The sequence below is a fragment of the Streptomyces sp. NPDC088400 genome (genome assembly GCF_044753355.1).
GTDB lineage: Bacteria > Actinomycetota > Actinomycetes > Streptomycetales > Streptomycetaceae > Streptomyces.
Genome location: NZ_JBIVMZ010000001.1, coordinates 393,185 through 411,646, shown reverse-complemented (window position 1 = coordinate 411,646; position 18,462 = coordinate 393,185). Strand labels below are relative to the sequence as shown.

Annotated in this window: 16 protein-coding genes; 10 read left to right on the top strand and 6 right to left on the bottom strand. The window is 70.6% G+C overall.

From position 1 onward, the window contains the following. Positions 1-42 precede the first annotated feature (42 nt). The gene (locus ACIQD6_RS01960; protein ID WP_401878063.1) at positions 43-648 is read left to right on the top strand and encodes a ClpP family protease; all 606 of its coding nucleotides are present in this window, start codon (positions 43-45) and stop codon (positions 646-648) included. An 11-nt stretch (positions 649-659) separates the two neighbouring features. Here ACIQD6_RS01960 and ACIQD6_RS01955 read toward each other — a convergent pair whose 3' ends face one another. Next, positions 660-1,178 (bottom strand): helix-turn-helix domain-containing protein, encoded by a 519-nt coding sequence (locus ACIQD6_RS01955; RefSeq protein ID WP_401877052.1) that lies wholly within the window; start codon positions 1,176-1,178, stop codon positions 660-662. Between the two features lie 164 nt (positions 1,179-1,342). Between ACIQD6_RS01955 and ACIQD6_RS01950 the strand changes: the two genes are divergently transcribed. The 8 genes from ACIQD6_RS01950 (at position 1,343) to ACIQD6_RS01915 (ending at position 11,322) form a co-directional block, all read left to right on the top strand. Further along, positions 1,343-1,915 (top strand): RNA polymerase sigma factor, encoded by a 573-nt coding sequence (locus tag ACIQD6_RS01950; RefSeq protein ID WP_401877051.1) that lies wholly within the window; start codon positions 1,343-1,345, stop codon positions 1,913-1,915. Beyond that, positions 1,912-2,823: a zf-HC2 domain-containing protein gene (locus ACIQD6_RS01945; RefSeq protein ID WP_401877049.1), complete on the top strand. Its 912-nt coding sequence runs from the start codon at positions 1,912-1,914 to the stop codon at positions 2,821-2,823. Before ACIQD6_RS01950 ends, ACIQD6_RS01945 begins: the two co-directional genes overlap by 4 nt. Before the next feature lie 188 nt (positions 2,824-3,011). Next, positions 3,012-4,418: a hypothetical protein gene (locus tag ACIQD6_RS01940; RefSeq protein WP_401877048.1), complete on the top strand. Its 1,407-nt coding sequence runs from the start codon at positions 3,012-3,014 to the stop codon at positions 4,416-4,418. 311 nt (positions 4,419-4,729) lie between these two features. Further along, the gene (locus tag ACIQD6_RS01935; RefSeq protein WP_401877046.1) at positions 4,730-5,962 is read left to right on the top strand and encodes a ParB/Srx family N-terminal domain-containing protein; all 1,233 of its coding nucleotides are present in this window, start codon (positions 4,730-4,732) and stop codon (positions 5,960-5,962) included. A gap of 227 nt (positions 5,963-6,189) precedes the next feature. Next, complete coding sequence (locus ACIQD6_RS01930) at positions 6,190-7,968, top strand: ABC-F family ATP-binding cassette domain-containing protein (protein WP_401877044.1); 1,779 nt, start codon at positions 6,190-6,192, stop codon at positions 7,966-7,968. A 118-nt stretch (positions 7,969-8,086) separates the two neighbouring features. Continuing rightward, entirely contained in the window at positions 8,087-9,649 is a 1,563-nt protein-coding gene (locus ACIQD6_RS01925) for a hypothetical protein (protein WP_401878060.1), read from the top strand. Between the two features lie 155 nt (positions 9,650-9,804). After that, the gene (locus ACIQD6_RS01920; protein WP_401877042.1) at positions 9,805-10,632 is read left to right on the top strand and encodes an SDR family oxidoreductase; all 828 of its coding nucleotides are present in this window, start codon (positions 9,805-9,807) and stop codon (positions 10,630-10,632) included. A 246-nt stretch (positions 10,633-10,878) separates the two neighbouring features. After that, positions 10,879-11,322, top strand: a complete 444-nt coding sequence (locus ACIQD6_RS01915) for a glutaredoxin domain-containing protein (RefSeq protein WP_401877040.1) — start codon at positions 10,879-10,881, stop codon at positions 11,320-11,322. Between the two features lie 77 nt (positions 11,323-11,399). Here ACIQD6_RS01915 and ACIQD6_RS01910 read toward each other — a convergent pair whose 3' ends face one another. From ACIQD6_RS01910 to ACIQD6_RS01900, 3 genes are all read right to left on the bottom strand, one after another. After that, complete coding sequence (locus tag ACIQD6_RS01910) at positions 11,400-12,383, bottom strand: GNAT family N-acetyltransferase (RefSeq protein ID WP_401877038.1); 984 nt, start codon at positions 12,381-12,383, stop codon at positions 11,400-11,402. A 342-nt stretch (positions 12,384-12,725) separates the two neighbouring features. Further along, positions 12,726-13,991, bottom strand: coding sequence for an Ig-like domain-containing protein (locus ACIQD6_RS01905; protein WP_401878058.1), 1,266 nt, complete (start codon positions 13,989-13,991; stop codon positions 12,726-12,728). A gap of 164 nt (positions 13,992-14,155) precedes the next feature. Continuing rightward, positions 14,156-14,575 (bottom strand): hypothetical protein, encoded by a 420-nt coding sequence (locus ACIQD6_RS01900; RefSeq protein ID WP_401877036.1) that lies wholly within the window; start codon positions 14,573-14,575, stop codon positions 14,156-14,158. A gap of 109 nt (positions 14,576-14,684) precedes the next feature. Here ACIQD6_RS01900 and ACIQD6_RS01895 point away from each other — a divergent pair, with 109 nt between their 5' ends. Then, entirely contained in the window at positions 14,685-15,068 is a 384-nt protein-coding gene (locus ACIQD6_RS01895; RefSeq protein WP_401877034.1) for a hypothetical protein, read from the top strand. A 102-nt stretch (positions 15,069-15,170) separates the two neighbouring features. Here the strand turns inward: ACIQD6_RS01895 and hutH are convergent, their stop codons facing one another. Then, positions 15,171-16,718 (bottom strand): histidine ammonia-lyase, encoded by a 1,548-nt coding sequence (gene hutH, locus ACIQD6_RS01890; RefSeq protein ID WP_401877033.1) that lies wholly within the window; start codon positions 16,716-16,718, stop codon positions 15,171-15,173. A 537-nt stretch (positions 16,719-17,255) separates the two neighbouring features. Further along, on the bottom strand, positions 17,256-18,428 hold the full coding sequence (locus ACIQD6_RS01885; protein WP_401877031.1) for a diguanylate cyclase domain-containing protein: 1,173 nt from the start codon (positions 18,426-18,428) through the stop codon (positions 17,256-17,258). Between the last annotated feature and the right edge of the window lie 34 nt (positions 18,429-18,462).

Below are 18,462 nucleotides of genomic sequence, written 5' to 3'. Positions count from 1 at the left end.
CTGGGCCGCTACCAGGACGCGTACATGGGCCAGGACGCGTACATGGGCCAATACACGATCCCGACCGTCGTGGAGCGCACCCCGCAGGGGGAGCGTGCGTACGACATCTACAGCCGGCTGCTGTCCGAGCGGGTCATCTTCCTCGGCAGCGAGATCGACGACGGTGTGGCGAACGTCGTCATCGCGCAACTGCTCCACCTCGAATCGTCCAGCCCGGACAGCGAGATCGCGATCTACATCAACTCACCCGGCGGATCGGTCACTTCGCTCATGGCGATCTACGACACGATGACCTTCGTCGGCGCGCCGATCTCGACGTTCTGCGTCGGGCAGGCGGCCTCGACGGCGGCGGTGCTGCTGGCCGGTGGGGATCCCGGGCGACGGTTCGTCCTGGAGCACGCCCGGGTGCTGCTGGGGCAGCCGGCGAGCGGGGGCCGGCAGGGGACGGTCTCGGACCTCAGCCTCCAGGCCAAGGAGATGCTCCGGATCCGCTCCGAGATCGAGGAGGTGCTGTCCCGGCACACACCCCACGATGTCCCCACCCTTCGCGCGGACATGGACCGTGACAAGGTCTTCACCGCGCGCGAGGCAGTGGCGTACGGGCTCGCCGACGAGGTGCTGAGCCGGCGGACCGTACCCGCTGCCTGAGCCGCCACGTATCAGGCGGCGAGCCTCACTTCGCCCTGCGGTGGGGTGCCCCGCACCCCACCGCGCCGGGTGCTGATGCCGTGCCTCGACGCGATCGAGGTGATCGAGGTGATCGACGCGGGAGCGGCGGAGGTACGGGGCCGGCCCGGCCTCACCGTGTCGAGGCGGGCCAGTTCGGCCTGGGCCAGGGCGAGCAGATCGGCCAGTCCGAGGCCGAGCGCGCGGGCGGCGGCCGCGAGGACTTCCGACGAAGCCTCCTTGCGGCCGCGCTCAAGCTCGGAGAGATAGGGCATCGAGATCCGCGCCCGTTCGGCCACGTCCTTGAGCGTGCGCTCCTGGGCCAGGCGCTCGCGTCGCAGGACATCACCCACGACGTTCCGCCAAAGGGGCTCTTTGGCCTTGGGAGTTGGGGCCTCGGGGATTGGGACCTCGGGGGTTGAGACCTCGGGGGTTGGGACCTCGGAGGCGGGCGCCACCGCTGCCGGGCGCAGGGGAGTGACGCGGGCTTGGTTCGGCGCGTGGCTACTCACCTTCTCAGGGTATGAGCGTTCCGCGCGACCGGTAGGGAGTGAGGTTCTGCCCCCGGCGAAATCGCGCCCCTCGCACCGGACACTGACACCGCACCCCCGCCCGCCCTGTGACGCAGAACACGCGTCAAGGAAAACCTCGCGGTGCTTCCCGGCGTCTGGGTGGTGTGGGAGCAAGCAGGAAGTCACCAGAGGAGCTGGACGAGGAAAGACTCGTCCGGCTCGTCGCCAAGGGCGACCGCACCGCGTTCGAGGAGCTCTACCGGCGTACGGCCCCCTGGCTGGCCCTGCGGTTGAGGCGGCGTTGCGCGGACGAGCAGATCGTCGCCGAGGTCATGCAGGAGACGTATCTGGCGGTGTGGCGCGCCGCGAGCGCGTTCGCGGGTGCGGCGGCCGGCGGATCGGCCGTCGGGTGGCTGTGGACGATCGCGGGCCACCGGCTCGTGGACGCCTTCCGCCGGCGCGCGCACCAGGCGTCCCTGCCCGCCGCGATGTCCGCCGCCGGGGCCGCCGAGGCCGTCGTACCCGCCGCCGAGGACCAGGCGTTGGCGACGACGGTCGGCGGCGAGGTCGGCGACGCGCTGTCGCGGCTGGCGCCCGAACTGCGGGACGTACTGCGGTCCATGGTGCTCGACGGGTTGTCCGTACGGGAGACCTCGGTACTGCTCGGAGTGCCGGAGGGCACCGTCAAAACGCGCGCCCGGCGGGCACGGAAAGCGATGCGGGAGGCACTGTCATGAGTGCGGAACACGCGGAACACGCGCAGCACACCGACCGTACGGGACAGCCTGACCGTACAGAACACACCGACCGTACGGGACACACTGACCTTACGGAACACACGGAGCACGCCTCCGAGCAGCTGATCCGCCGGTACGCGCGCGGCGACACCGGCATCGCGGGCGACGAGGTGTGGGCACTCGAAGCCCACCTCGAATTCTGTGCGGTGTGCCGTGGCCGGCTCGCCGCCACCGTCGGCGGAGAGGCCCCGGCGGTGACCGCGCTGGTCGGCTCCGTCTGGTCGGAGATGGCACCGCGGTTGGCGACGATCGCGCCCATGCCCCGGCGCCGCCGGTGGTCAGCGATGCTGTCGGCCTGGGCGTCGCCGGTGACGGTGCCGTGGCTGTTCATGATGGCCTTCGTCACCCTGTGCGCCGTCTTCCTCGACCGTGTGCGCGGGGACGAGGTCCCCTTCGTCCTGGTCCTGGCTCCGGTGCTGCCCGTCCTCGGCGTCGCCGCTTCCTGGGCGCGCGGCCTCGACCCGGCGTACGAACTCGTCGCCGCGACCCCGCGCGCCGGCCTCCAACTGGTGCTCAGGCGCACCACTTCCGTACTCACCGTGGTGATCTCCGTGCTGCTGGTGGCCGGTCTGGTCACCGGCACCACGGTGGGGCAGTGGCTGCTGCCCTGCCTGGCCTTCACCACCGGCACGCTCGCGCTCGGCGGACTGATCGGCGTGACGCGCGCGGCGATCGGGCTGGTGACGGTGTGGGCGGCGGTGATCGTGGCGCCGACCGTGGCCGGGAGCCAGGTGCCCTTCGCACTCCAGACGATGGCCCTGCCGGTGTGGGGCATCCTCTTCGCGCTCGGCCTGGTGGTCGTGGTCGCCCGCAGAGGCGCGTACGCCCTCCTCGGCGCCCACCACTGACACACGTACACACCACACATGTACACACCACACACGCTTCATGCGCCGTGCGCGCATCACACGTACGCGCGCATCACACGCGTACGCGCACACACGTACATGCGGTCGCAGGGCGGCCGGACTCGGACAGGGACGAGGTACCTGGTGAGCACACTGAAGACGATCGGCCGGCAGCGCAGGAGACCACGGTGAAGCGACGACCCCCGCTCCCCGGACGCATCCTGCGCATCGAACTCCGCCGGTCCACCGCTCTGAGGGCGGGAGTCCTGTTACTGGTCACCCTGCTCGGCAACATGCTGATGCCCAACGCGCCGTGGTGGAAGGGCGACGAGAGCTGGGTCGCGCAATTGACCTACACCGCCTGGTGGTTGCGCACCTTGATGCTGTTCCTGTGGCCCGTGTCGGTGGCCGCCGGGGCGATCCAGGGGATACGGGACCACCGCTCCGGTACGTCCGAACTCCTCGCGACCACGGCCCGTCCCGTATGGCACCGTGCCGCGAGAACCGCGGGCGCCCTGGGCCTCGCGGTGGCCGTCGCGTATCTGCTGGTGTTCCTGTACGGCGGAGTACAGGTGATCGGCAACGACGGGTTCGTCCATCTCGGCTGGCTTCCGGTCCTCGCCGTCGGAATGCTGGCGCTGGTGGCCGGGGCCTTCCTGGGCATGGGGGTCGCGAAGACCCTGCCGTCCATTTTCACTCCGCCGGCGCTCGCCCTCGTGTCCCTGGTCGCCGTCATGCTCGTCCACGACTCCCTCCAGTTGTCCGCGCCCAACCGGCTCGTGCTGCTCTCGCCCTCGCTGTCCCCGGTCCACAGTCCGTTCCTGACCGTCCCGTGGCAGGTCAACCTCGGTCAGTCCGTCTGGCTGCTCGGCCTCGCCGTCACGGGCTTCCTTCTGCTGACGGCCGGGAAAACCCGCACGCGTCTGCTCGCCCTGCTGCCGGTCGTACTGGGCGCGGCGGTGGCACTGCCGCTCCTGCCGTCCGACCCGGGACGGAATTACGCCGTCGACAAGGCGGCGACGGCGCTGGTGTGCGCCGACCACGTCTGCGTCACGAAGGTGCACGAGCCGTTGCTGGACGCGTTCAAGGGGCCGGGCGCGGAAGCCCTGCGGCTGCTGGGGCGGCTCCCGGACCCGCCGTCGGCGGTGCACGAGTCCGTCGACGCGGGGCCTGAAGGGGCGAAAGCGCCGAGGACCGCCGACCTCGTCTCCGTGGATTTCGAGGCGCGGGATCTCATCGGGGCCACGAAGGACGAGACGCTCCGCATCCTGCTGGCCGGCGCCGGTACGGCGGCCTGCTCCGACGCGTTCGGGGAAGCCTCGGTCATCGACGGGAAGCCCGTCGGCCAGGACAAGGTCATACGCGAACGGGCCGCCCGTACGGTCGCCGCCTCCTGGTTCACCGGCGAGTTGAAGCCGCTGCCCGGCCCTCGCGTGTGGCGCGCCGAAACGCTCGCGCTCGCCCGCCCGGCCTGGGACGCGCTGCGTGCCCTGCCCGCCGACGAGCAGCGCGAACGGATCTCGGCGCTGCGGACTGCCTCGCTGTCCTGTGACACCGACCTGCTGAGGGTGCTGGCGGACGGCGCCTCGCGATGAAGCGGCCGAGCACGAGGCAGCCGCTGACGGGACGGCCGGCCGGCCGGCCACCGGAGAGTCGGCCACGGTGCCGAGCGGGTGACAGCCGGGGGGCGTGGCGTACGGGATCGCTCCCGGCGCTCGCGGCAATGAGCGTTCACCCGGCCGCCACCTCCCCGACGCCCGCCCAACACGCTTCAGGGTGGGCGGAGGTGAATGGATGTGCGCGGCCCAGCCGCACCCCATCGCGCCATACGGCGCTGCACGAACACCGCGCCGCCCCGCACCGCTGTACGGGCGTGGTCCCGTCCGCTCACTCCGTGGAGACCCGTATGAACGGCTCAGCCCGTACGCAGCCCCTGCCGCACAGCGCGTTCGCACGAACGGCCGGAGCGCGTGGCCTGGCGGCCGGACTGACCGTGGGCGCCCTGACGTTGGGCAGTGTCCTCGCGGGTGGCGGCCCGGCCGGGGCGACCGCCCCGAGCGAAACCGTCGGCTCCAGGACGAGCACCGGGATCGGGACCGGCACCGGCACCATGGCGGGCGATCTCATCGACGTCACGCTGGACCAGCTCCACCCCACCCAGCCCTCCATCGGCTTCGACCAGATCTACTACAAGCTCGGCCGGTACGGCAGCACCAAGGACGAGCAGGCCGGCGACGTCAACAAGCGCTTCGACGACTGGTGCGAGACCAACGGCCAGGGAGAGGCGGCGAGTGTGGACTCCGGCGCCAGGCTCTCCGACCCATCCAGCTTCACCTGCACCGTCCCCCTCGGCGAAGAGACGGACGAGACCAGGGCCGCGATGAAGACGGTCGTCATCGGCCCCGGCGGCAAGCTGTACCTGACCGACGGGCACCACAGCCTGACGTCCTTCGTGGAGGCGGCCGACGGCGGCCCCAAGACCCCCATCCGGCTGCGGGTCGCCGCCGACCTGAGTGACCTCTCGACCGCCGACTTCTGGCAGACCATGCGGGAGCGGAAGTGGGTCTGGCTGCGCGACGAGAACAACGACCCCATCACCACCGACCAGCTCCCCCAGCGCCTCGCCCTGGCGGACTTCCACGACGACCGCTACCGCAGCCTCGTCTACTTCACGCGCGACATCGGCTACCAGGCACCCGACGAAGCGGCGGAGTACCTGGAGTTCCTGTGGGGCACCTGGCTGCGCGACCACGTGAACCTCGACTCGTACGACCTCACCTCCCCCACCTCGTACCTGAGCGCGATCCGCACCGCCTCCGAGGCGATGACGGACGCGGACGGTGACACCGTCATCGCCGACGGGCGTACGGCGGACGAGCTGGGCCGGATGAGCGAGTGGAACGACGGCAAGAAGCCGACCGGCGGCGAATTCGGGAAGCTGAGCGCCCCGATCACCGACGCGAAGCCCGGCAAGCTCGCGTTCGCGCTGGACTACCGGAGCCGCAACCGGATCCCGGCCGGGCCTGCCCGCGTGCCTGCGCAGACCGCGAACGGTAAGCACGCCGGTGCCGGCACCGGCCTCCGGTCGTCGCTTTCGTCCTCCCCCGCCGGGAAGCGACCGGTCGCGCTCGTCCCCTGAGCCGGTAATTCCCTGGGCCGGTAGTTCCCCGAGCCGGTAACTCCCTGGGCCGGTAGTTCCCCGAGCCGGTAATTCCCTGGGCCGCGTCCCGGGGCGCGGCTACAGTGGGCGGCATGTTCACGCACTACTTCTTCCTGTGATTCCGGACCCGCTCCCGAGGTCCGACACAGTCCAGCCCCGCCGCCGCGTCCGCGCGTGCGCGAGGGCGTGACAATCCAGGAAGAAGCATGCGCGAGCGCGCCCAATTGGCGATGAAAGACGTTTCCAAGGCGTACGGCGACCGGTCGGTTCTCGACCAGGTCTCGCTGACCGTACGTCCCGGCGAGAAGGCCGGGGTCATCGGGGAGAACGGCTCCGGCAAGTCGACACTGCTGCGGCTGCTGGCCGGAGTCGAGCGCCCCGACGGCGGTGAGATCACCGTCGCCTTCCCCGGCGGCACCGGTCATCTCGCCCAGACCCTCGACCTCGACCCGGCCCGCACCGTCCAGGACGCCGTCGATGCGGCTCTCGCCGATCTGCGCGAGCTGGAACGCCGGATCGCGGCGGCCGAGGCGGGCCTCGGCGAGGCGGGTGACGACGAACTGGCCGCGTACGGCGACCTGTTGACCACGTACGAGGAACGCGGCGGCTATCTCGCCGACGCCCGCGTCGATGCCGCGCTGGGCGCCCTCGGGCTCGCCCGGGTGGCACGGGACCGGCCACTGGGCTCGCTCTCCGGCGGGGAACGGTCCCGGCTCGCGCTGGCCTGCGTACTGGCGGCGGCACCGGAACTGCTCCTGCTCGACGAGCCCACCAACCACCTCGACCTCCAGGCCACGACCTGGCTGGAGGACCAGCTCAGGGCACATCGCGGGACCGTTCTGGCCGTCACCCACGACCGGGCGTTCCTGGAGCGGATCGCGACGACGATCCTGGAGGTCGACCGGGACACCCGGGCGGTGACCCGGTACGGCGACGGCTGGCACGGCTACCGCACGGCGAAGGCCGCCGCCCGCCGCCGCTGGGAGCAGGACCATCTGGACTGGCTGGCCGACCTGGCCCGTACGGAAGAGCTGGTCACGGCGGCCGGCCAACGGCTCGCCGCCACCGGCAAGGACCCGCGACAGGGCTTCGGCAAGCACCGCCGTTCGCACGAGGCGAAGCTGTCCGGCCAGGTCAGGGCGGCACGGCAACGGCTGTGGCGGCTGCGCGCGTCACCGGTGCCCACGCCCCCGGAACCGCTGAGGTTCACCGCGACACCGGCCTCGGGCGACAGCGGAGGCGGCGGTCTGAGCCGCGGGATAGTGGTGGCGGAGCTGGACGAGGTCGTGGTCGGGGACCGGCTGCGGGTGTCCGGTCTGCGGATCAGGACGGGCGACCGGCTGCTGGTGACGGGCCCCAACGGGGCGGGCAAGAGCACGCTGTTGCGGGTCCTGGCCGGCGAACTCGGCCCGGACAGCGGCACGGTGCGCCTCCCGGGCGGTAACGGGCGCTTCGAGGACCCGGCCCGCCTCGACAACGCGGACAGTCCCGACAGCACTGGCTGTCCCGACAACGTGGTCCGCTCAGACAACCCGGCCCGTCCCGACAACACGGCCCGCTCCGAGACTCGTCCGGGCCTGACCGGCTATCTCCCGCAGGAGCTTCCCGCCGTACCGTCCCGGCTCCCGCTGCTGCGGGCGTTCGCGGCGGGACGGCCGGGATCTGCGGAGGAGTACGAGGACGAACTGCTGGCCCTCGGCCTCTTCCGGGCGGACGACCTGACCGTGCCGGTCGCCGCGCTCTCCGTGGGGCAGCGGCGCAGGCTGGAGCTGGCCCGGCTGCTGACGCGCCCCGCCGACCTGCTCCTCCTCGACGAACCGACGAACCATGTGGCGCTGAGCCTGGTGGAGGAGTTGGAGGAGGCGCTGCGGACGTACGCGGGGGCGGTGGTCGTGGTCTCGCACGACCGGGGGTTCCGGGACGCGTTCGTGGGGACGGAGTTGCCGTTGTCGGCGGGAAGAGTACGGGCGGCCGGCACCGCATAGGCTGGGCGAGGTGGGGATCACCGAGGGGACCATCAGGCCCGCATGGGCGCCGGAAGTGACGGACGGGGGCGCCGTCCAGGAGCGCGGCGAGGGCGGCCGTCGGCAGCCGTGGTGGCGCGTGCCGCTCGTCGCGACCTCCGTCGTCGTGCCCCTGTACGCCCTGTGGGCGGCCGTGCTCGCGACCGGCGGGGGCGACCTGGCCGCGCAGTTCGCCTGGGCCGGGTTCATGGCGCGGCATCCGGGTTCCGCGTACAACCTCTCCTGGTACGGAGGCACGCACACCGCCAACTACAGCGTGCTGACACCGCCGTTGATGGCGCTCCTGGGTGTCCGGTCCGTGTCCGTACTGGCGGGCCTCGCCGGGACCTGGGTGATGGCGCTCCTGTTCGTACGGTCGGGGACGCCGCGGCCCCTGTGGCCGGCGCTGCTCGGGGCGCTGTCCCTCTGGTGCAACGTCGCGTCGGGGCGGACGACGTTCGCCCTGGGCGTGGCCGTCGGGCTGCTCGCGCTGCTGTGGGTGCGGCGGCCGGTGCTCGCGGTGCTCTGCGCCGCGCTGACCGCCCTCGCCAGCCCGGTCGCGGCGCTGTTCCTGGTCGTGGCGGGCGCGGCGTACGCCCTGGACCGGCGGTGGGTGAAGGGGGTTTCGCTGGTCGTCCCGCCGGTCGTGATGGTCGCGACGGTCACGCTGCTCTTCCCGTTCGAGGGCGAACAGCCCATGGCCCCCGGCAAGTTGTGGATGCCGTTGGTGGCCTGCGCGGCGCTGTGTCTGGCGGCGCCGCGTGCCTGGCGTGTGGTGCGGTTCGGGGCGGCGGTGTACGCGGTCGGGGTGGTGCTGACGTTCCTCGTCAGCTCACCGATCGGTACGAACGTGGAGCGGCTGGTGGGACTCGCCGGTCCCCCGGTGCTGCTCGCGGCCCTGCTGACGCGAGGCCTGGGCCCGGTCCGGGAGCGGGTGTTGAAACGCGCGCTCCCCCACCTGGTGCTCGTCGGGGTCTTCGTCGTGAACACCGGCTGGCTGATCAACAAGACCGACGACGACCTGGTGGTCTCCAACACCGTGCCCGCCTGGGCCGCCCGTACGGACGGAGTCGTCGCCGCCCTGGACCGGCTCGGGGCCGACCGTACGCGCGTCGAGGTCGTCCCCGCCCGCAACCACCGCGAGGCGGATGTCCTCGCCCCGCACATCAACCTGGCACGCGGCTGGAACCGTCAGCTCGACGTCGAACGCGGGCGCCTCTTCTACGACGTCCCCCGCGGCACACCAACCCTGGCCCCGGCCACGTACCGTGCCTGGCTGGACCGCTGGGCCGTGGGCCTCGTCGTACTGCCGCACGGACAGCCGGACGGCCCCGCCGAGGCCGAGGCCGCGCTCGTCAGGAGCGCGCCCGACTGGCTGGAGCGGGTGTGGCAGGACAGCGAATGGACGGTCTACCGCGTACGGGCCGCCGTCCCGCTGGTGTCGGCCCCCGCCACCGTCGTGGGGGGAGACGCCGCGCGGCTGGTGGTACGGATGCCGGCCGCCGGATCGGTGACGGTACGGATCGCGTACTCGCCCTGGCTGAGGGCACCGGGCGCGTGCGTGGAACGGGCGGGCGACTGGACCCGGCTGACGGTCCGTTCGGCCGGTGACTACCGACTGGACTCGGCCTACCGGCTGCCTCGCACGAACGGCTGCGGGTAACGGAGCGGGGGCGCCGGGACCGAGCTTGTTCTTTGTCTTCCGGCCTCGAACGGCGTCTCGAACTGAGTCGCATTTCGACCGGGTGTGCCGACTGTGAAGTTTGAGCAGGCGCAGCGAAGTTGGAGCGGCGCGCGAATCCCCTACTGTGTCGCGTCATGACGATCCTGATCATCGGCGGTAGCGGTTTCCTGGGCGCTGAGCTGGTCCGCCAGGCGGCAGCTGCCGGCCACGCGACGGCCGCGACGTTCGCGACCAGGCCCGGCAGCACTGCGGAGGTCACATGGCACGCCCTCGACCTGCGGGATCCCGAGCGTGTCGAAGCAGTCGTGGCTGAGACCGCCCCGTGCTTCGTCGTCAACGCGACGAGCGGTGGAACCGACTGGGCGGTAACGGCCGAAGGCCCTGTCCGCCTGGCGATGGCCGCAGCGAAGTACGGCTGCCGCCTGGTCCACGTATCCAGCGACGCGGTGTTCTCCGGAACCCGCGTCCACTACGACGAATCCTGCCTCCCCGACCCTGTCACCCCCTACGGCGCGGCGAAGGCGGCAGCAGAGACGGGGATTCGCCTCGCATACCCGGATGCCGTCATCGCTCGCACCTCGCTGATCATCGGTGACCTGCGGTCCGCGCACGTACGTGTGGTGCACGACCTCGCGGCCGGTACCCGAAACGGCGTCCTGTTCACCGATGACATCCGCTGCCCCGTGCATGTCGCTGACCTGGCCGCCGCTCTGCTGGAATGTGCGTCCGGCGAAGCGAGCGGCGTTCACCATTTGGCAGGAACCGACGCAATGAGCCGTCATGAACTCGGAATCCTCATCGCCAAGCGTGATGGGCTCGACGCCTCCCGACTACCAGTGGGCCTGCGGGCCGACAGCACATTTCCCGGGGCGCTTGATGTCCGCCTTGACAGTCGCGCCACCCAGCGCGAGCTGCATACCACGTTGCGCGGCGCCCGCCAGTTCCTCGACCTTGATTCCTGAATACCTCCTCGAAGCGACGCGATCGACCACAATCACTCTTCGATGGGACTGCTCAGGTGTCGATGAGTCGGGGCAGCCTAAGGCTGAGCTTCGGGCAGCAGACTCACTTACACGGCTTTCGTCATGGCCACGTGCATGCTTGGTCCGAGCACATGATCAGAGGAAGGCTGCTCCAGTGTCCTGTGAACGCCCAGCCGAGCGGGCTGGTTCGAGGAGTATTTCGACTCACCGATAGCCTGCGTCATCATGATGCGCGCGTGGATTTTGCCGGTGCTGCTTGTGCTCTGCGGCTCAGTCGTTGCGACCGAGCTGATCCGCCGGGGAAGCACCGGGGAAGCCGCAGCAATCCTGCTGGTGTTTGTGCTGATCGCAGGCGTGAACTCGCCTCTGATCTTTCCGAGGTCGATCGGTGCGCTGGAGGCACAACGCCGCAGCGCGGAAGACGGCCGACCGGTCGTCTTCTGGCGGTCGGGCTGCACGTACTGCCTGCGACTGCGCATACGGTTGGGCCGTAGTGCCCGCCAGTTGCATTGGGTCGACATCTGGCGTGACCCGGATGGAGCGGCAGTCGTGAGGGCGGCCAACGACGGCAACGAGACCGTGCCAACAGTCATCGTGGCGGGCCGGTCACATGTCAACCCGGATCCAGAATGGGTGCGCAAACAGCTTTCCCCGTCCGGGGCGGAATGAGGGGCAGAAGGGCGCGGGCGTGCGTTCGACGACCCAGCGCCGGGGAAGCACGATGAACCCAGAGGCGGTCAGACCTGCTAGAGCTTCGCCTGAAAGAGCCCGGCGGGGCGTTCGCTCCGGTAGCCGAGGCCTTCGTTCACCGCCAGCATCGCCGTGTTGTCGTCGGCGACGGTGGTGCTGATCTCCCGTACCCCCGGCCGCAGTTCGCTCAGCCTCCCCAGCAGATGCCGTTTGACCGCGCGCCCCAGACCATGGCCCTGATGGGACGGGACGACCACCGTGTCGTACTGGAGCGCGCGGGTGTCCGCCGGATCGCGCAGGACGATCTCGGTGTACGCGACGACGGCGTCGCCGTCCGTCGTGTCGAGCACGGCCGAGGTGAGGATCAGCCCGCCGCGCTCCCCGATCACCCGGGCCGTGGCCCGTACCCGGTCCACGTCCCAGTGCGGCGCTCGTTCCTCCAACTCCCCTGCCTGCGTGTCCCGCAGCGCCTCATGGGCGCGGGCGAACGCCTCGGCCCGCTCGTCGGGGACGACGCCCGGCCAGTCGGCGAAGCGCAGGCCGTCGGGGAGCGCGGGCTGCGGGACCTCGTCGACCGCCTGCCGGACGCGTTGTACGTACCGGCCGAGCGGCCGCATGTTGGTGAAGCCGATGCTGTCGACGAACGCCTCGCCCGCGCCGCCCAGTTCGAGCACGGTCGAGACCGAGGTGCGGCCGTCCGCCATGAGTTCGTCCCGTATCGCGGTCCAGAGCATGGCGCCGAGCCCGTGCCGCCGGGCGCCCGGACAGACCACCAGGTAGTCCAGGAACGCCGCGTGCCGGGTGGGCTCGTCGGTGAACAGGACCAGCGAGGCGACCCCCTCGTACGAGCCGTCCCGCGCTGTCGCCACGAGATGGACGTTCCGCCCGTCCACCGGCGGTATGCGCAGTTTCCCCGAGGTCTCCGCCCTGCTGGGCTCGGGCACCGAGGCCGGCAGATCACGGACATGCGCCGCGGTGACCACGGCGTGCCAGGCGTCCGTCTCGGCGTCCGAGGGCGGGCTTCCCAGAGTGATGAGCATGGACCGAATTTACGCGCACGAGGGTGATGGCGCCCCCTCCTTACCGGTACGTCCTGGTGAACGGACGGGCGAACGCGAAATGGAGGTGAGGTGGAGATGATGCGGTGACGGAATGGAGGTGAGGCACGAGTGAGATGGGAGTGACACGTGGGGGCGGGAGCGGGTTGTGGGGTGTTCGCGGCCCCGGGCGAGAGCCGGACGAGAACGCGAACGGCGGCGACACCGGGAGGGTGTCGCCGCCGCAGGACTTACGAGGTCTGACGTGGTCTCGCGTGGTGTACGAGGTCTACATGACCTCGCGCGGCCTTACATGGCTTACGGGCCAGGGCTCGGATCAGGGGATCAGGCGGCGGAACCGGCCTGCCAGTCGGCCCAGTTCAGGTTCCAGCCGTTGAGACCGTTGTCGGGCTTGACGGTCTTGTCGTTGGAGTTCTTGACGACGACCACGTCACCGAGGAGCGAGTTGTTGTAGAACCACGCGGCTTCCGTGTTGGGGTCGTTCGCGCCCTTCGTGTCCGAGAGGCCCACGCAGCCGTGGCTGGTGTTCGCGGAACCGAATATGGACTTGGCGCCCCAGTAGTTGCCGTGGATGAACGTGCCCGACGTGGACAGCCGCATGGCGTGCGGGACGTCCTTGATGTCGTACTCGCCCTTGCCGTCGTCGTCCGTGAAGCCGACCGTGGCACCGTTCATCCGGGTCTCCTTGAACTTCTCGGAGATCACCATCTGACCGTTGTACGTCGTGTTGTCGGGCGAACCGGCGGAGATCGGGATCGTCTTGACCGTCTTGCCGTCCCGCGTGACGGTCATCATCTTGCTCTTGGCGTCGACCGTGCTGACCTGGTTACGGCCGACCTTGAAGGTGACGGTCTTCTGCTGGACGCCGGTGATGCCCTGGCCGCCCTTGACCCCGTCCAGGTTCAGCTTGAGGGTGACCGTCGAGCCGCCCTTCCAGTAGTCCTCGGGGCGGAAGTCGAGGCGCTGCTGGCTGAACCAGTGGCCGACGACCTCCTGGCCGCTGCTCGACTCGACCGAGATCGCGTCCTGCACGGCCTTCTTGTCGGTGATCGCCTTGTCGAAGTTGATCGAGACCGGCATCCCGACACCGACCGTGGAGCCGTCCTCGGGAGTGAAGTTGCCGATGAAGCTGTTGTCCGGGGAGACGGTGGTGAAGGAGGAGTTCTCGTGAGCCTGACGGCCCTTGCCGTCCTTCGCCGTCGCGGTGATCTTGTACGAGGTGGAGCGGTCGAGCTGGGCGTCCGGCTTCCAGCTCTTCCCGTCGGAGGACAGCGTGCCCTTGACGGCGGTCCCGTCCGCGGTGGCCATGGTGACGTCCGTAAGAGTTCCCTTACTGACCGTGACCTTGGTGTCCTTGTTGATGCCCGCGTTCGTCACGCCGTTCTTGGGCGAGATGGATATCTGGGCCTCGGACGTCTCCTTGGCCGCCGCCTCGTCCACCTGCGACTGGGACGACGAACTCTTCGAGCTGTCGGCTTCCTTGTCCCCGCCGCCACTACAGGCCGAAAGCACCAGAACGCCACCGAGCAGTGCGGACGCGGCCGTAAGAGCCCTGCGCCGCTTGCTGTCCGTCATCACACGCTTCTCCATCATCGCCGCTTACCCTGCCGATAACCCTTAAGAACGCCTGTACCGGTTCGTCCGGTTCCACATCGACCCAAGGTGTGGTGAACACCACTCGCCGACGGGAATGGGTGAGCCCCGGCCCGCCACCTGAGGGGGACCGGGGCTTACCAGGGTGTCACGCTCTCGCGCTACCCCCGACCAGTACCGACCCCGCCACCGCTCCCACCAGCGCTTACGCCACTTTCCCTGCCCTTTCCGGCACCGTCCCCCTCGGCATCCTCACCGTCGCTCTCGTCGTCATCGTCATCGTCGAGGTCCCATTCCACGGCGTCGGGGTCGTAGTCGATCTGCTCGCTGGTCCACGAGGCCTGCGCCAGTTCGACACCGGGAACCTCCTTGATCAGATCGAACGGCTCCACGAGGTACGCGAGGGCCTCTGCCGCGTCTTCCCGTACCGCCGACTGGGCATGCGTACGTTCGTCGTCGGGCATGGATTCGTCGGCGACGATGCGCGCGAGGGCGGCGGCGCTCAGCGCCTCCGGGGTGCCGACCTCCAGCACCAATTCCACCCGTAGCCGTACATACCGTGATGTCTCAGAAGTGCTCATGGAACGGAGCGTACGGCTCCGGATTCCTGCGACTTTCCCGCGACCCGCTGCTTTCACTAACATCAGCCCACCCAGCCAATTCGGCGTCGTCACAAGGGGGATCGATTACGTGCCTGTCGCACGCCGACCACTGCTGACAGCCACCGCCGCCGGGACCCTGCTCTGTGCTCTGTGGTTCGTTCCCTCCGCGAACGCCACGGACGAGCAGGTCGGTCCGGGGCGGCAGTCAGCGGTATCCGCGCAAAGCGTCGCCGCCGAGGAATCCGGCACGGCCGTGGAAGCTCACACGGCCGCGGAATCCGACGCATCAGTGGGATCCGGGCCGTCCGAGGTGTCGGACGGCTCCGAACGGTCCGCGCAGTCCGGACAACCGGCCCTCGCCGACACGGGCAGCGTGGACACCACGCCATACGTGTTCGGCGGGACCGCGTGTCTCGGGATCGGCGCGGGGTTCGTCGCGTACTCGCTACGCAGAAGCGGCCGCGCGTTCTGAACGAACCGCACACGTGTACGCATGCCGTATGTGTACGCGTACGGAGGGGCCGTCCGGCATCGGGCGGCCCCTCCGTACGTCCGTCGCGGCGCTTGCGGGCTCTCAGGCCAGCGGCCCCGTCACCGGCTCCACCGCCGCGACCAGCCGGCCCTCCCGTACGAACGTGTCCGCCGCCGCCAGGTCGGGGGCGAGGAAACGGTCCGGGCCCGGGCCCTGGACGCCCGCGGCGCGCAGCGCGTCGATGGCGGCCCGCGAGGCGGGCGCGGGCGTCAGGCCGCTCCTCAGCTCGATCGCGCGCGTCGCCGCGTACAGCTCGACGGCGATGATCCGGGTCAGATTGTCGACGGCGGTACGGAGCTTGCGCGCCGCCGACCAGCCCATCGAGACATGGTCCTCCTGCATCGCGGAGGACGGGATCGAGTCGACCGAGGCCGGGGCCGCCAGCCGCTTCATCTCGCTGACCAGCGCGGCCTGGGTGTACTGGGCGATCATCAGGCCCGAGTCGACCCCCGCGTCGTCGGCGAGGAACGGCGGCAGACCGTGCGAACGGTTCTTGTCCAGCAGCCGGTCGGTACGGCGCTCCGCGATGGAACCGAGATCGGCGGCGACGATCGCCAGGAAGTCCAGGACGTACGCCACGGGGGCGCCGTGGAAGTTGCCGTTGGACTCGACCCGGCCGTCGGGCAGCACGACCGGGTTGTCGACGGCCGAGGCCAGCTCCCGGTCGGCCACGACCCGGGCGTACGCGAGCGTGTCCCGCCCCGCGCCGGCGACCTGCGGGGCACAGCGCACCGAGTACGCGTCCTGCACGCGCGGGGCCTCGTCCTGCTGGAAATGCCCGGTGAGCCCCGACCCGGCGAGGACCCGCAGCATGTTGTCGGCGCTGACGCCCTGGCCGGGGTGCGGTCGGATGGCGTGCAGCTCGGGGGCGAGGACCTTGTCGGTACCGAGCAGCGCCTCCAGGCTCAGCGCGGCGGTGATGTCGGCGGAGGTGTACAGGCGGTGCAGGTCCGCGAGGGCCATGACCAGCATGCCGAGCATGCCGTCGGTCCCGTTGAGCAGCGCGAGGCCCTCCTTCTCGCGCAGCTCGACCGGCTCGATGCCGTGGGCCGCGAGCAGCTCCCCGGCGGGCGCCACGACGCCGTCGGGGCCTTCCGCGTCGCCCTCGCCCATGAGTGTCAGCGCACAGTGCGAGAGCGGCGCGAGGTCCCCGGAGCAGCCGAGGGAGCCGAACTCGTGCACGACGGGCGTGATCCCGGCGTTCAGTACGTCGGCCATGGTCTGCGCGACCTGGGGGCGTACGCCGGTACGCCCGGAGGCGACGGTCTTCAGCCGCAGGAACATCAGCGCCCGGACGACATCCCGCTCGACGCGCGGCCCCATCCCGGCGGCGTGCGACCGCACGATGTTGCGCTGGAGCCGGCCGCGGAGGTCCTGACCGATGTGCCGGCTCGCGAGGGCGCCAAACCCGGTGGAGACCCCGTACACCGGCTCGGGCTTGGCGGCGAGCGCGTCCACGATCGCCCGGGCCTCGGCGAGCGCGTCGAGGGCATCGGCGGAAAGCTCGACGCGGGCGTGGCGGCGGGCGACGGCGATGACGTCTTCGGCGGTCGTCCCGGACGTCCCCACCACGACGGTATGCATATCCATATTCAGGAGCGTACGTACTGAATCGAACCGTGTCACGGGGTGGAGTACGCCGTCCGGCGGGGGCGCGAGTGCGAGCGGGGCTTGCGGTGGGTGCGGGTGCCGGGGCCTCCGGAGGCGCATGTCCGGACTGCATGATTTACGCCGCGTGCGGGTTTGCTCTTCGAGCGCGGGTTTCGTGAGCGGCACAAATCACGCTCTACGTCCGGACACGTCACCTCCTGCGACCCCGACCCCCTCCCGCCGGTTCCCCGCCTGCGGCCCGGTGGGACACCCCGTCCGCCCGCCTGCCCGGTGGGGGTGGTCCGTGACGGGCGGTGAAGGGGGCCGCGCAGGGGTCGTGTCCGGAACGTAAAGCGTGATTTGTGGCGCACACCGGGCTGTCAGCCGACGACGAGACCGGCACGCGCCGTAAATCATGCAGTGCAGGACATGACCCCGGAGCGGCACCCGGCAACAACCCACAACGAACCACGCACCGCCACCACAACGCACCCCGCAGCCGCACCCCCACCGGCCCCGCCAAAAAAGCACCCCGAACTACGACCCCCCGCCGGGAGGCGCATCGCGGAAGCGGCGGCGGGTTCCGCTCCTCGGCGCCGGGCCGTCCGCGAGGCGGATCACCGCGCCGTCCCGCCCCGCCACCACCGGCCCCCGCGATCGCGCCGCCTTCGCCCGGTACTGCGCCGCGTCCGCCAGCCGGAAGAGGCGCCTCGCCGAGCTCACCTCGCCGATCGGGTCGCCCGTCGATGCGATCCCGCACGCCACCCCCTCCCCCAGGTCCAACTCACCCGCGCGCACGCATAGTTCGCCCACCACCTCGATGACATCATCGGCCGTGGGACCCACCGTCAACAGGCAGAACTCGTCCCCGCCCAGCCGCGCGGCGACCGCCCCCGGAAGCTTCGCGCCGCAGACCGACAGGATCGTGCCGAACCGTTCCAGCAGCCGGTCGCCGACCGCGTGGCCCTGGGTGTCGTTGACCCGCTTGAGGCCGTTGAGATCGCAGACGACCAGGCTGACGACGGCCCCGTCCGCCCGGTGCCGTCCGATGGCCTCGTCGAGACGCACATCGACCGCGCGCCGGTTCGCGAGCCCGGTCAGGGGGTCCGTGAAGGCAAGGCGGCGGACCTCTTCGAGCCGCTCCGTCTGGGCGATTCCCGCCGCGACCACCGAGGCGATCACGGTCGCGAAGTCCGCGTCGTCGCCGTCGAAGACCGGTACGCCCCGGGGCCGGGCCACGTACAGCTCGCCCCACGCCCGCCCGTGCAGGACGATCGGGGCGACGACACAGCAGCCACGATCGCGCCGACGCAGCGCTTCCACGCGGCCGTGCCCGTAACCGGGCCCTTCGCCGGCGCCCGGGGAGACCTGCTCCGCTCCCGGCTCCGCCACCTCGACCCACGCGTTCGGCCCGCCGCCGCCCGCCCACCGTTCGTGCAGGAACTCGGCGATCTCGGGGAACTCGTGCACCGGGTACGTCTCGTCCTCCGGGAACTCCTCCTCCCCGTCGACCCGCTGCCCGGCGTTCACCAGCACCTTGAGCCGCCCGCACTCCCGCTCCCAGACCGACAGGGCCGCGAAACTCCCCCCGAGCGCCTCCCGTGCGCCCTGTGCGGCCGCCCGCCAGGACTCCGTTTCGGTGGGAGCCGACGCCATCGCCTGCGCCAGCGCCACCGTGGCACGCAGTCGCCCGTCCCCATCCACTCCCATCACCCCAGCTTAGGGCGCTTTGGGGTGATTTGAT